This window comes from Algoriphagus mannitolivorans DSM 15301, from assembly GCF_000429425.1.
In the GTDB taxonomy this organism is placed as follows: Bacteria; Bacteroidota; Bacteroidia; order Cytophagales; family Cyclobacteriaceae; genus Algoriphagus; species Algoriphagus mannitolivorans.
Genome location: NZ_AUBV01000016.1, coordinates 81,558 through 95,769 on the forward strand (window position 1 = coordinate 81,558; position 14,212 = coordinate 95,769).

At 44.1% G+C, this 14,212-nt stretch carries 14 protein-coding genes; 8 read left to right on the top strand and 6 right to left on the bottom strand.

The genetic code is table 11. The features are described 5' to 3' along the window. Positions 1 to 7: 7 nt before the first annotated feature. The 5 genes from G458_RS0116070 (at position 8) to G458_RS0116090 (ending at position 5,404) form a co-directional block, all read left to right on the top strand. On the top strand, positions 8 to 1,840 hold the full coding sequence (locus G458_RS0116070) for an ABC transporter ATP-binding protein (protein WP_026952800.1): 1,833 nt from the start codon (positions 8 to 10) through the stop codon (positions 1,838 to 1,840). Positions 1,841 to 1,870: 30 nt separating this feature from the next. Then, entirely contained in the window at positions 1,871 to 2,239 is a 369-nt protein-coding gene (locus G458_RS0116075; RefSeq protein WP_026952801.1) for a hypothetical protein, read from the top strand. Positions 2,240 to 2,303: 64 nt separating this feature from the next. Continuing rightward, positions 2,304 to 3,842, top strand: coding sequence for a YifB family Mg chelatase-like AAA ATPase (locus G458_RS0116080; RefSeq protein ID WP_026952802.1), 1,539 nt, complete (start codon positions 2,304 to 2,306; stop codon positions 3,840 to 3,842). Positions 3,843 to 3,860: 18 nt separating this feature from the next. Continuing rightward, positions 3,861 to 4,733, top strand: coding sequence for an ORF6N domain-containing protein (locus G458_RS0116085; RefSeq protein WP_026952803.1), 873 nt, complete (start codon positions 3,861 to 3,863; stop codon positions 4,731 to 4,733). 104 nt (positions 4,734 to 4,837) lie between these two features. Further along, positions 4,838 to 5,404, top strand: coding sequence for a hypothetical protein (locus G458_RS0116090; protein ID WP_026952804.1), 567 nt, complete (start codon positions 4,838 to 4,840; stop codon positions 5,402 to 5,404). Positions 5,405 to 5,556: 152 nt separating this feature from the next. Here the strand turns inward: G458_RS0116090 and G458_RS0116095 are convergent, their stop codons facing one another. Continuing rightward, entirely contained in the window at positions 5,557 to 5,955 is a 399-nt protein-coding gene (locus tag G458_RS0116095; protein ID WP_026952805.1) for a DUF2784 domain-containing protein, read from the bottom strand. Between the two features lie 175 nt (positions 5,956 to 6,130). On the opposite strand from G458_RS0116095, the gene G458_RS0116105 reads away from it, so the two are divergent. Beyond that, complete coding sequence (locus G458_RS0116105) at positions 6,131 to 6,874, top strand: MBL fold metallo-hydrolase (RefSeq protein WP_026952806.1); 744 nt, start codon at positions 6,131 to 6,133, stop codon at positions 6,872 to 6,874. A gap of 237 nt (positions 6,875 to 7,111) precedes the next feature. Then, complete coding sequence (locus G458_RS0116115) at positions 7,112 to 7,897, top strand: DUF3050 domain-containing protein (protein WP_026952807.1); 786 nt, start codon at positions 7,112 to 7,114, stop codon at positions 7,895 to 7,897. A 65-nt stretch (positions 7,898 to 7,962) separates the two neighbouring features. Here G458_RS0116115 and G458_RS0116120 read toward each other — a convergent pair whose 3' ends face one another. The 3 genes from G458_RS0116120 to G458_RS0116130 all read right to left on the bottom strand — a co-directional run bounded on the left by G458_RS0116120 (position 7,963) and on the right by G458_RS0116130 (position 10,386). Continuing rightward, entirely contained in the window at positions 7,963 to 8,799 is an 837-nt protein-coding gene (locus G458_RS0116120) for an MBL fold metallo-hydrolase (protein WP_026952808.1), read from the bottom strand. Then, on the bottom strand, positions 8,796 to 9,191 hold the full coding sequence (locus G458_RS0116125; protein WP_026952809.1) for a PAS domain-containing protein: 396 nt from the start codon (positions 9,189 to 9,191) through the stop codon (positions 8,796 to 8,798). The genes G458_RS0116120 and G458_RS0116125 overlap by 4 nt, the downstream gene beginning before the upstream one ends. A 103-nt stretch (positions 9,192 to 9,294) precedes the next feature. After that, complete coding sequence (locus tag G458_RS0116130; protein ID WP_026952810.1) at positions 9,295 to 10,386, bottom strand: 6-phosphofructokinase; 1,092 nt, start codon at positions 10,384 to 10,386, stop codon at positions 9,295 to 9,297. Between the two features lie 149 nt (positions 10,387 to 10,535). On the opposite strand from G458_RS0116130, the gene G458_RS0116135 reads away from it, so the two are divergent. Beyond that, the gene (locus G458_RS0116135) at positions 10,536 to 11,486 is read left to right on the top strand and encodes a polyphosphate kinase 2 family protein (protein WP_245579282.1); all 951 of its coding nucleotides are present in this window, start codon (positions 10,536 to 10,538) and stop codon (positions 11,484 to 11,486) included. 58 nt (positions 11,487 to 11,544) lie between these two features. On the opposite strand, the gene amaB is transcribed toward G458_RS0116135, so the two are convergent. Next, positions 11,545 to 13,089 (bottom strand): L-piperidine-6-carboxylate dehydrogenase, encoded by a 1,545-nt coding sequence (gene amaB / locus G458_RS0116140; protein WP_026952812.1) that lies wholly within the window; start codon positions 13,087 to 13,089, stop codon positions 11,545 to 11,547. 49 nt (positions 13,090 to 13,138) lie between these two features. Continuing rightward, on the bottom strand, positions 13,139 to 14,137 hold the full coding sequence (locus G458_RS21035; protein ID WP_157359827.1) for a DUF4421 domain-containing protein: 999 nt from the start codon (positions 14,135 to 14,137) through the stop codon (positions 13,139 to 13,141). Positions 14,138 to 14,212: the final 75 nt, after the last annotated feature.

A 14,212-nucleotide genomic window follows, 5' to 3' on the forward strand; every position in this document is an offset into this window, starting at 1 on the left:
TCACTGAATGAACACCTATCTTCGGATCCTTTCCTATGCCCGGCCTTTTAGCAAGTTTGCTCCGATCTATATCCTTTATGCCTTTCTTTCGATAGTCTTTGGGCTGTTAAATTTCACCTTGCTCAAGCCACTCTTTGATGTGATTTTTGAGCAGGTAGCCCCCGAAAGTCTGGAAAAATACCGGACTCTTCCCGAACTGGGATTGACGGTGGACTACTTTACCTCCCTTTTTTACCACCAGTTTCTGAATGTTCAGGATCTCTATGGCAAAATGGGAACCTTGGTATTTGTCTGCATCATCATTGTAATCTCGGTATTCCTTTCCAACCTTTTCACCTATCTCTCCGGGGTGGTTTTGGCGAAAGTCAGAGCTGTCGTGATCAAAGGCATGCGGATGGATATTTTTGAAAAAGTCAGCCAGCTCCACATCGGATACTTTTCCAATGAGCGAAAAGGCGACCTCATGTCGAAAATGACCAATGATGTTCAGGAGGTAGAAAACAGCATTGTCCAATCTCTCAGAGTGGTCTTCCGGGAACCCGCTACGATCATTCTTTACTTTGCGGTGCTGTTTTTCATGTCGGTCAAGCTCACCCTTTTCACGATTCTCATCATCCCGATCTCAGGAGCCATTATCGGGGGAATCACCAAAAGACTAAAAAGAAGGGCCGTGCAAAGCCAAGAATCTCTGGGTAGAATTGTCAATATTTTGGAAGAGACCCTCGGGGGAATGAGAGTGGTCAAGGCCTTTAATGCGGAGAATTTCATCCGAGGAAAGTTCGATTCCGAGACGGAATATTATTCGCAGGTGAACGTGAATATGGCCCGTAAAAATGAGTTGGCCTCCCCAATTTCTCAGTTTTTGGGAGTGTCGGTAGTTGCCGGAATTCTGGTTTACGGGGGAAGTCTCGTCCTGAGCGGAGAGTCGAGCTTGGGAGCTTCAGACTTTATCACTTACATCATTATTTTCACGCAGGTGCTTAATCCCGCAAAGGAAATCTCAAGGGCCGCAAGCAGCATTCAGCGGGGAATTGCCTCCGCTGAACGGATTTTCCAAGTGATAGACACCCATGCCAAGATATCTTCCCCTACTACACCAAAGCCACTGAATGCCTTTAATACCAGCATCGATTTTAAAAATGTGAGCTTCGCCTACGAAGACCAAAACGTTCTGCAAAACATCACTTTTTCTTTGGAGAAAGGAAAAACCATCGCATTGGTCGGCCCTTCTGGTGGAGGAAAATCAACCTTGGCGGACTTAGTTCCGAGATTTTATGACCCGACTCAGGGGCAGATTCTTCTGGATGGTACAGACCTGAAGGAATTTTCAACCTCAGACTTGAGAAGTTTGATGGGAATTGTGACCCAGGAGTCTATCCTGTTCAATGACACTGTGTTTAACAATATCGCTTTCGGAATAGAAGGAGCGACAGAATCTCAGGTCATCGAAGCCGCTAAAATCGCCAACGCCCATGACTTTATTTCCCAACTGGAAAAGGGCTACCTGACCAATATTGGGGACCGGGGTTCTAAGCTCTCTGGAGGTCAAAGGCAACGATTGAGCATCGCCCGGGCGGTTCTCAAAAATCCTCCTATTCTGATTTTGGATGAGGCGACATCGGCTTTGGATTCAGAATCCGAACTCTTGGTACAGGAAGCTTTGACCAAGCTGATGAACAATCGGACGACTTTGGTAATTGCTCACCGCTTGAGTACGATTCAGCATGCGGATGAGATTTTGGTCATAGAAAAAGGGAAAATTGTCCAAAGGGGCACACATTCACAGCTTATGGCATCGGAAGGATTGTATCAGAAACTTTCTTCCATCCAAGCGGTATAAATATTTGGGAAATACTTTAGTTTTGATCTTATGAAAAAGATAGCTCAATACCTTCAATTGGCATTATTGCTTTTCTTTCTGGTGTATTTGATGTTTTTCATCTTCTTCGAAACACTGGGAGGAATGTTTGGAATGGATCCGCTGACTTCGGATTCATTGGTGAAGATTTTCCTGACCGGTTCCTTTATTTTCTTGGCGACCTGGGGCTCAGTGTCCATGTATAGCAGCGGTCTCAATGACAAGCTCAAAAAAATGGAAAGTGAAATGAATGCTTTAAAAGCCAAACTCTATGACTTGGAGCATCCCAAGACCAGCCCAAAAGAGAAGCCTGTTCCCCAAAAAAACCAGGAAGACACCTCCGGGGGGATCAAACCCAGACAAAATTTCACCGATCAATAAAAATCGGATTTCATAAACGAGTATATTAAGGAAGCCAAATTGGTTTCCTTTTTTCATTTGAGCTATGGTAGCAAAAACTTTTGGAAGTGCTGTATCCGGCGTAGATGCAAATCTGATCACCATTGAGGTCAATGTGGGTCAGGGCACAAGTTTCTTCATGGTAGGCCTTCCCGATTCAGCAGTCAAAGAATCGCAGCAGCGGGTAGAATCTGCCCTCAAATACTTCAATTTCCGGATGCCCCGCCAGAAGGTAGTCATCAATCTAGCTCCCGCGGATATTCGCAAAGAAGGCTCGGCTTATGATCTTCCCATTGCGATGGGGATTCTGCAAGCCTCTGAACAGGTGAGTTTTCCGGAGTTGGAACGCTACGTGATTATGGGCGAACTCTCTTTAGACGGAAACCTAAGGCCTATCAAAGGAGTCCTGCCAATCGCTATTGAGGCTAGAAAAAGGGGTTTCAAAGGATTTATCCTCCCTTTGGAAAATGCCAAAGAAGCTTCCATCGTCAACAACATTGACATTATCGGCGTGGAGAGTTTGGACCAAGCAGTGGAATTCCTTCAGGGAAATTTGGCCATCGAGCCCTTGGTCACCGATACCCGGGAGATCTTTTATCACTCCTTGGAAGAAAATGAATTTGACTTTGCCGATGTCCAAGGCCAGGAAAATATCAAGCGGGCCATGGAAATCGCTGCAGCCGGAGGACACAATGTCATCATGATCGGACCTCCCGGAGCAGGAAAAACCATGCTGGCCAAGCGCCTCCCCTCGATTCTTCCTCCACTTTCCCTACAAGAAGCCTTGGAGACCACCAAGATTCATTCCGTTGCGGGAAAACTGGGAAAGAATGCCTCTCTTTTGGCTCAACGTCCTTTCCGAAGCCCTCACCATACGATCAGTGACGTAGCGCTCGTCGGCGGAGGCGGTAATCCCCAACCAGGAGAAATTTCTCTTGCTCACAACGGGGTACTGTTTCTGGACGAACTTCCGGAATTCAAACGTACCGTGCTGGAAGTGATGCGTCAACCTTTGGAGGAGCGAAAAGTCACCATCTCCCGAGCCAAAGTATCTGTGGACTATCCGGCCAACTTTATGCTGATCGCCAGCATGAACCCCTGCCCTTGCGGGTACTACAACCATCCCGAGAAGGAATGCGTCTGCGGTCCGGGAATCGTACAGCGCTACCTGAATAAGGTCAGTGGCCCCCTGCTGGATCGAATCGACCTTCACGTGGAAGTGACTCCGGTCAAATTTGACGAGATGACCTCCACCCGGAAAGCGGAGGCGAGTAAGGTCATCCGCGAACGGGTGATCCAAGGTCGAGAACGCCAAAAGGCCAGATTTGAAAATCACCCGGATGTATTCTGCAATGCGATGATGCCATCCCATATGGTCAAGGAAGTCTGCCAGATCAACGAAGCCGGCAAGGCCCTACTCAAAACCGCCATGGAGCGCTTGGGCCTCTCTGCAAGAGCCTATGACCGCATCCTCAAGGTAGCCCGAACCATTGCCGATATCGCTGGAAGCGAAGCGATCAAAGTCGAGCATCTGGCTGAAGCTATTCAGTATCGAAGTTTGGACCGAGAAGGATGGGCGGGGTAATTTTTTATTCGGCAAAAGATGAATCAGCTGACAAAACAAGAAATAGAAAATCAAATTCATACGATCCGGGGGCAACAGGTGATGTTGGATAGTGATTTGGCAGTCTTGTATGGAACGGAGACCAAATTTATCAACAGGGCTGTAAACAGAAATCCAAGTCGTTTTCCAGACTCCTTTATGTTCCAACTTTCAACAAATGAATGGGAAAACTTGAAGTACCAATCTGGAACTTCAAGTTCACACGGAGGAAGAAGGACATTACCTTTTGTTTTTACGGAACACGGAATTGCCATGCTTTCAGCGGTATTGCATACTAAAACTGCCATCGAAGTCAGTATTCAAATTATGCAAGCATTTGTGGAAATGCGAAGATTTCTGGGTCAAAACGCAGCACTTTTTCAAAGAATAGCCCAATTGGAAATCAAACAGATTGAAAATGATAAAAAGTTTGATCAACTGTTCAACGCCCTAGAAAAGAATCAACTAAACCACGATAAGGGGATATTTTTCGAAGGACAAATTTTTGATGCCTATGTGTTTTTGTCAAAACTCATCAAAAAGGCCAAAAAGGAAATCATCCTGATTGACAATTATGTAAATGAATCGGTGCTCACCTTATTCAGTAAAAGAAATCCTGGGGTCAAAGCAACCCTACTTAATAAAGTAATTAGTCAAGGCTTACTTCTGGATTTGGAAAAATACAATTCGCAATATCCAAAAATTGAAGTCAAAGAATTTTCCAAAAGTCACGATCGGTTTTTAATCCTTGACCATACCGAACTCTACCATTTTGGAGCTTCTTTGAAAGACCTTGGAAAAAAATGGTTCGCTTTTTCTCGGATGGATGATTTTACAGAAGTTTTATTGAAAGAGATAAATAGCCAAGAATGAGGAATAAAAAATGATAAAACCCGTGACTAGCTGGCTATTTTGGATGGCTAGTCACTACATATGGGTAACAATAAACAGGTTAGCAGTCAGCTTAAAAGAGGACAATGAAACAGACAATCTACATATTGACATTTTTGATTTTATCAGGTTGCGGACAAACCAACTCTGAACAGAATTCAAGTATTGCTTTGGACACTTTGGTTGACCAGATTGCAGATACAACTTTTTCGCACAGCAATCATACTGCTAAACTCTCGACAGAAGAATACAGAAAACAATTTTTAAGTGGATTTGAAAAAGCAACATTATATAAGTTGACCGAAACAATCATGTCAGACTTTAATGGAGACGGATTTTTAGACAAAGCGATTTATAAAAAAGACAACGAATCATCGGGAATAATAATAATACACGGGAAGACAAATGAACAAGTAAAAATAGGTTTTGGAAAACAGTTCGCACATATGACTGAATTCAATTGGGTTGACTATTGGGGACTTGTTCAAGACAAAGAAACAAGTGAAACAACGTTTACAGAAGACGGAGACGTATTGGACAGTAAAACAGTTAAACTCAAAAATCCGTCAATCGCTTTGGGTGAGGACGAAGTTGGTGGTGGACTCATAACATACAGAAATGGAAAATACGAATGGATACACCAAACTTGCTGACAAAGCAAGCCGAACCGCTAACACGAGTTTTGCGTCAGGCGGACTGACGTGCAAACTTGAAGCTTTGTGCTTCTAATGAGCTTTAATAATTATTTGAAACTTTGTGGTCAGAAACCCGCCTCAACGCCAAGCCGTCAAAATAACAAATCTCCCTACTTCTTCACCCCGCTCCCCAAATTCACCCAAATCGACATTCCGAAAGCCAATAGCGTAAAGACTAGCGTGCCGATATCCACCCAGTTGGGATCGGGTTGACAGTCAAGGACTCGGTCCAGTAGGTAGCTGATGTAGGAGTTGGGCAGGTCTTGAGTGCCGAGTTTTTCCATCACCTGCCAGTGCCAATCCGTCAGGGGACAATAGCCCCAGCCATACCAGATTCCCAAAAACCCCCAGGACAGCAAGGTCACGCTGATGGTGATCAGATGGGCCTTCCTCGTTTTTTTCCAAATCCACCCAAACAGATTAAAAAGGATCAAGGCAGAATGAAAAACCACAAAGAACCAATCGGCGAGGATCAGCGGGACGTTCAAAAGCATGGTGAAAATCATCATAAGGCAGCTTTACCTACAAGATAGGAAAGAGAAGCCGCCAATGTGGTTCGGATGCCATGCTTTTTAATTTCTGGTTTTTTCCACTTCAAAAAACCCTAACTTAAAGGAATCCTGTTTTCCACATCCCATGATAAACATCCTTTATTGAACCGTGTTAAACCTAAAACTCATAACCATGAAAGCATTATTCACCTGTATCCTCATCTTTTGCTTGGGATACACCTTCGCCCAAGACCAAATCCCAGCCAAAAACGGCACAATCACCATCCAGCCCATTCTCCATGGAACCTTGGTCGTATCCTACCAGGATCTCACCATCTATGTAGATCCTTACGGAGGAGCGAAGGGATTTGAGGGTCAAAAGCCTGCCGATCTGGTCCTGATCACAGACATTCATGGAGATCATCACAATCAGGAAACCTTGGACGGACTTGATCTTTCGGGAGCGACAGTGGTAGCCCCTCAGGCGGTAGCCGAAAAGCTTCCTGCCGGAAAATACAAAGCGATTGAAGTTCTTGCCAACGGATCTTCCAAAACTCTCCTTGGAGCCGGAATCACCGCCATTCCTATGTACAATCTTCCCGAAACAGCCGACAGTCGTCACCCCAAGGGAAGAGGAAATGGATATGTGGTTGAGCTTGGCGGAAAGAGACTTTATTTCTCCGGAGATACCGAGGATATTCCAGAAATGCGAGCCCTGAAAAACATCGACACAGCATTTGTCTGCATGAACCTACCCTACACCATGGACGTGGAGCAAGCGGCAAGTGCGGTGGCTGAGTTCAAACCCAAAATGGTTTATCCCTATCATTACCGAGGAACCGAAGGCTTGAGTGATGTAGAAAAATTCAAACAACTGGTCAATGCCTCCGCTCCCGGCGTGGACGTCCGACTTCGAAACTGGTATCCTGGGAATTAATCCCAACCTCGCATTTTATTGGTTATAAATACCAAAACCGAATCAATTAAGCTCTCCAAACTGATTTCTTTACAGGATGACATTTTGGAGAGCTTTAACTTTTTTCCCCAAACAAAACTCCAAAACAAGCTGTTCGCCTGTCAAAATCAGGTCTATTTTTGCAACCTGAAAATCCAATCCAAATCTTGATTGGAATTCGTAACTAAAACAAACCAACTAGAACTTACCTGAATCGCTATGAATCAGATAGAACTTATCGAAAGAGAAATCTCTGGATTAAGAAATCAACTTCGCAATCACCCGCTCTATGAGAATTTGAAGGAAATATCTGACATTCAAACCTTCATGGAAAACCATGTCTTTGCGGTTTGGGATTTCATGTCCCTCCTTAAGGCTCTGCAATTGAAAATCACTAGGGTACAGATTCCATGGACGCCTGCTCCAAATCCTTCCCTGGCCAGATTTATCAACGAGATTGTCCATGGAGAAGAAAGTGATCTCAATGAACTAGGGGAGCCCAAAAGCCATTTTGAAATGTATTTGGAGGCCATGGAGCAGCTTCAGGCCGACACCACCGAGATCCACAAGCTGATCCGCCTGATCGATTCCGGAATTTCGGTTTCTCCTGCCTTGGACAGTCTAGTCCTTGATTCCCGAGTCAAGGAGTTTGTGACCTACACTTTTTCTGTCATCGAAACAGGCTATACTCACCTCGTTGCCTCTGCCTTCACCTTTGGAAGAGAGGATTTGATTCCGGATATGTTTTTGGAAATTTTGAAAAAATCCGATTCCGAAAACACCCAATACAACAAGCTGACCTATTATTTGGAGCGACACATTGAGCTGGACGGAGATGAGCATGGACCGCTTTCTTTGAAATTGATTTCAGAATTATGCGGCTCTGATCAGACAAAATGGGATCAGGTATTGGAAGTAGCCAAGGAATCCCTGATCAAAAGAATTTCGCTTTGGGATGCTATCCATGATTTGATTTTGGAGGAAAAAACCACTTTGGCTGATTAAGCTCAATCAGCCCTTTGAACCCTTTAGATTCAGGAAGGAATAAATCAGATTTCAATAAAGAAGTATCAGTCTAATTCATATACATCCCCTTCGGCGCAAAGAAAAACTTCAAAGTCCAATTCTTGATTCCGAAGGGCATTTTCCAGTAATGTCTCTAGCTGCTCATCAGATCTGGCAGGCTCATGATGAAAAAGGGCAAGCTTTTTCACTTTGCACATTTTGGCAAAAGAGATTGCATCACGGGCAGAACTATGACCCCAGCCGATTTTGGAAGAATACTCTTTGGAATTGTAAGAGGAGTCATGCAGCAGAAGATCCGCTGATTTTGCAATTTCATAGCCACTGGTCCATTCAGGATCATGGGGAAAATTGGCAGAGCCTAAAGCTAATTCATGATCAGGGATATAAGTAAAAACTGATTTCCCGTTGCTGACTCGGTACCCAAGCGTGGCTCCCGGGTGACATAGATAATCCACAAAAATCTCCAGTTCCCCAATACGAAAGGTATTATGACTCAATTCATGGATAACTGGATGCTTGGGAAGCTCACTGAACATTACGGGAAATAATGGAGGTGAAAAATACCTGCGCAAATTAGAAAGAAGGGATTCTTTGCCAGTATCTGGCCCCCAGACATGAACAGTCACTTCTGGATTGTAAAGCGGCTGAAAAAAACCCAAGCCCATCATGTGATCGATGTGCAAATGGGTAAGGAGAATATGAATCTCCTTGATTTCTGGACTAAGGTATTTTCCTAATCTCTGAATACCTGATCCGGCATCCAAAATAATAAAGGTATCCCCTTGATTGACTTGAATACAGGAGGTATTTCCTCCATAGACCATATTTTCAGGACCAGGAGCTGGTAAGGAGCCCCGACATCCCCAGATTTTAACTTTCATGTCTTTACGGTTTTCCAAAACATTGCCATAGCTCCTGAGTAGCGGTTTGCTCTACCAATGATCGGTATGGCCGTAACCGAGATCAAATACCTTTCTCCCTTCATACTGTCTATATAAAACGAACCGCTAGCTGGAATCCGGTGGGTCAAGGTTTTCACCAAAGGAAGATCCTCTGGCTTCAGAGAATTCCCATCCTTATCCAATGGACGAAAAACAGTAGCCCACTCCTCCAAGCGCATTCCCCCAGTCTCACTGAATCGAAGTCCGAGGATTTCCTCGGCAGGCTCATTATAAAACAATAGATTCCCCTCTGGATCCACTAAGAAGATGGGCATATTCAGACTATCGCCGAATTGCCTAGCAAGAATCAGTTCTAGAGGTTGTGCGGGCATAGAATCAGGATCTAAAAATTAGAATATAATTTAACAAAAAATTACAAAACAATCGGGATTCTGGGGAAATATCCCAAACTGAATCAGAAAATTCTAAGCCAGTTTAATCTCCAAAAGATATCCCTAATCCTTTGGCAGACTGCACCAGTGTTCCTTTTGGATCCACATAATTGTATTCACTGATGGCCTCTTTGATGGTTACGGAGGAAAAATCATTGTTTTTAAGCACTACCAGTCGCCCAAATTTACCTGCCAAAACCAATTCCATGGCCTTAACTCCAAAAACTGAGGCAATCACCCGATCGAAAGCTACCGGAGTTCCTCCACGCTGGGTATGTCCCAATACTGTCTCCCTAACGTCCGCTTCCAATCCTGCATCTTTTAGCTGCTGACTTAAGGTAAAACAAACCCCACCCAAACGGATGGAAGTTCTTCCCTCCTCTCCCTTGGAGGAGGTAATGGTCCCATTTTTTGCCATCGCTCCTTCCGCAATCACAATATTGACAAAGCCTCGTCCATTGTTATATCTGCTTTCAATCTTCTCGATTACCTTATTCAAATCATAAGGAATTTCGGGAATGAGGCATATTTCTGCTCCCCCTGCAATTGCAGTGTACAGCGCAATCCAGCCAGCATTTCTTCCCATCACTTCCATGATCATGACGCGATGGTGGCTATTAGCAGTGGTGACTAAGCGGTCAAATGAATCTGTAGCAGTCTGGACAGCTGTCTGAAACCCAAAAGTGAAATCAGTCGAGGAAAGGTCATTATCGATGGTTTTTGGAACCCCAACTACCGGCATGCCGGCTTCAAAGAGCGCCTGAGAAATCGCTTGAGAGCCATCTCCTCCAATATTGATGATCGCATCAAAGCCATTCGATTTGAACCTTTCCACAAGCCAAGGGATTCTGTTTACCTTTTTTATAGTCCCATCCGCCTGCTTTTCCGGAAACTGCATGGGATTTCCTTTATTGGTGGTCCCCAGGATTGTCCCTCCTTGCACATGAATACCAGCCACGGCTTTTTCATCCAGTCTGATGACGCGTATGGGATCTTCCATGATTCCATTAAACGCCTCATAACATCCCCAAACTTCCCAATCTTGCTCCTGAGAAGCCCTTTTGACAATTCCACGGATGACAGCATTAAGACCAGGACAATCTCCTCCTCCTGTAGATACCAATAGCTTTTTCATATGAATCAATAAAATAGATGTTTCCTTATCTTACTCGTTTAGACAATAGAAGTTAAATTACTTTTTTGAATTTTAAAGTTTAACTTAAGAATTCATCCCTAAGTCCTCAGGATATTCTAGACCTCAGCTTTTCAAAAAATCACAACCCCATGATCATTGACCCAAACCTCACTGTAGAAACACTCAAAAAAATGAGTGACCCCGAACTAATTCGCCGCGCCAAGAAATTTTCCAAGCGATATTGTGTCGGCGATGGGAAGAAATTCAAACTCAAAGATTATTCCAGCAAGCCTAAGATGACTTTGGGTCCAGAGGACAAGCCAAGGGTCAAGGAGGCGTTGGAACAAGGCATAGATGCTCTGGCTAAACTCCAGGAAGTTTTATACGCCCAAGATAAATGGTCTTTATTGGTTGTGTTTCAAGCCATGGATGCTGCGGGCAAAGACGGAGCGATCAAACATGTACTTTCAGGAATCAACCCACAGGGATGTCATGTCAATTCTTTCAAAGCCCCCAGCGCCGAAGAGCTCGACCATGATTTCCTTTGGAGATGTGTCAAAGAATTACCTGAGAGAGGAAAAATAGGGATTTTCAACCGGTCTTATTACGAGGAAGTGTTGGTAGTGAGAGTACACCAGCAAATTCTCAGGAGTCAGAAATTGCCCGAAAAACTCATCACTAAAAAGATATGGGACGAAAGACTCGAGGACATCAGAAATTTTGAAAAATACCTCACACGCAATGGCACCAAAATCATCAAGATATTTTTGAATGTATCCAAGGAAGAACAAAAGGAAAGATTTTTAGAGAGAATCGATGAGCCGGATAAAAACTGGAAATTCAGCTCTGGTGATGTGAAAGAAAGAGGCTATTGGAATCAATACATGGATGCTTATGAGGAGATGATTCAAAAAACCTCCACCAAAGACTCCCCTTGGTACATTGTCCCTGCGGATAAAAAAGCTTATGCCAGAATTGTGGTCGCCTCAGCCATCATCAATGCATTGGATGAAATGGAACTGGATTTCCCCAAACTCAGCGAAGAGGAACAGGGGAAATTACAGGAAATGAGAAAAATCCTCTTGGAAGAAAAAGGATAAAAAAAGCCCCAAAAGTGAAATGACAACTTTTGGGGCTTTCGTCTTTATCTAACTGATCTTAGATATCAAATTTTATCCCTTGAGCCAAAGGCAATTCTGAGGAATAGTTGATCGTGTTGGTCTGTCGTCTCATATAAGCTTTCCAAGCATCGGACCCGGATTCACGACCTCCACCGGTTTCTTTTTCTCCTCCAAAAGCTCCTCCGATTTCAGCCCCGGAAGTACCGATATTCACATTGGCAATTCCACAATCCGATCCTGCTACCGAAAGAAAGGCTTCTGCTTCCCGCATATTTGTCGTCATGATGGCTGAAGAAAGCCCTTGCGGCACACCATTTTGGATAGCGATTGCCTCATCCATGGTTTTGTATTTGATCAAATACAAGATTGGCGCAAAAGTCTCATGCTGAACAATCTGGAAATGATTTTTGGCTTCATAGATAGCAGGCTTCACATAGCAACCGGACTCATAGCCTTCGCCTGACAGCACTCCTCCTTCGACGACTGCCTTACCTCCTTCTTCCTTCACTTTTTCAATAGCCGCCAAATAACCCTTCACTGCATCCTGATCGATCAGTGGTCCTACATGGTTTTTCTCATCTAATGGATTTCCAATCACCAGCTTGGAATAGGCAGAGGCTAATCGGCTTTTCACTTCTTCAAAAACATTTTCATGAATAATCAATCTTCGGGTAGAAGTACATCGTTGTCCCGCGGTCCCTACCGCTCCAAAAAGAGCACCTCGAATGGCCATATCCAGATCCGCATGTTCGGTGATGATGATGGCATTGTTGCCGCCCAACTCCAAAAGAGATCTTCCAAGCCTGCCCCCTACGGCCTGCCCCACCAATTTACCCATACGGGTAGATCCTGTGGCTGAGACCAAGGGAACTCTGGAGTCATGAGATAGCAATTCCCCAATTTGATAATCTCCGATGACAAGGTTGGAGATACCCTCCGGCATGCCGTGTTTTTCGAATATTTTTCCAACAATCAGCTGGCAGGCTACTGCTGAAAGTGGTGCCTTTTCGGAAGGTTTCCACACGCAGACATCTCCACATACCCAAGCCAAGGCCGTATTCCACGACCAAACTGCTACCGGAAAATTAAAAGCTGAAATGATCCCAACTATTCCCAGTGGATGCCATTGCTCATACATGCGGTGTCCTGGCCGCTCGGAATGCATCGTTAAGCCATAAAGCTGGCGGGATAGCCCAACTGCGAAATCACAGATATCGATCATTTCCTGCACCTCTCCGAGACCTTCCTGATAAGATTTACCCATCTCATAAGAGACCAGTTTCCCCAAGTCTGCCTTCACTTCTCTCAATGCATTCCCGATTTCCCGAACAATTTCTCCCCTTTTTGGAGCAGGGACAGTTCGCCAGGTTTCAAAGGCTTTTTGGGCAGTTTGGATGACTTGGTCATATCCTGATTTGCCGGTTTCTTGGATTTTGGCAATCAGCTTACCATCCGCAGGAGAAAAAGAAGATAGGTAGGATTCACCGGTATTGATCCAATTTACGCCGGTTGAGGTTCCGATATTTTCGGGCTTAATTCCGATTTTCTCTAAAGATTGAAGAATTCCGTATGGGTTAGTCATGTATTTGGGCAATTGATTAATACTGTCAAAGCTAAAAATATTTCAAAGATCAGTCGAACATCCTTTGGATTATCTGTAGCGGATTGAACTTAGAATAGGTTCGGTTGAATTTTGGCCCCGGGCTGAATTTGTACACCAAATTGATTCTGTAATTCCCGGTATTAAGCTCTTGGGATATGGAATTCACTTCATTCAGATTAAGATTTTTAAAGACATAATTCCCATTGATCGAGAATTTCTCTCCGTTATATCCCACAAATCCCCTTAAGAATACCCCGGTATTAATTCCGATTTCTCTAGAATCCGAATCTTGATCAGCCTTGGAAAATCCCAGTCCGGCATTCCCTGAAGCAGAACCGGAGAGGAAGAAGCCTTTCCCAAAAACAAGTGTCCCTGCCAGTCCAACGCTGGGTCCCAAATGGAAAAAGTCGGCTCTCGAAAAATTACCCCTAGGCGAGGATTCCTCGGGAATTAGCAAAGAATCTCCACTGACTTTAGCCCGGTAAACTTCAAAGCCGAGCATGGGTGAAAACGCCGACTTCTTTTGGATTTCGGACTGATGGAAAGCTGCTTTGAGTGATAGCTTATCCCCATTGAATAAGTAATTAGCACTTACTCCCAACTTTAACACCTGAAGATCCTTTCTCAGCAATTGCTCCTCGCTTCTGGGATAATCATGGACGATATATCCTTTGTAAAACTGACCGAACAGATCCAAAACCCAGTTTTGAGGATAGGCATGCGACTGAAGATCAAAAAACCTTGGCCAATTTTCCTGTGTATTGAGATTCAAAAAAGAGACAGGCACCCCAAGATTTAAGGTGAATTTTTGGTAAGTAAAACCGACTCCAAGGTTCAAGGTGCTGTTTGGCTCAAAACGAATGGATGGGTCATTGAATCGTAGATCGGTGAATTTTCTGGAAACGTAGGTTCGGAAAATCAATTTATCCACTGACTTTTCAATATAAGCCGTGTCATATCCTAGATCCTGTGCGGATAGATTTCCGAATGAAAACAGGAAAAACACAACTAGAAACACTTTATTCATAGGATGATTTTGAGGCAAGAATGGAAGATAACAAAAAAGAACCCTGACCGAGGCCAAGGTTCTTACAAATAATTT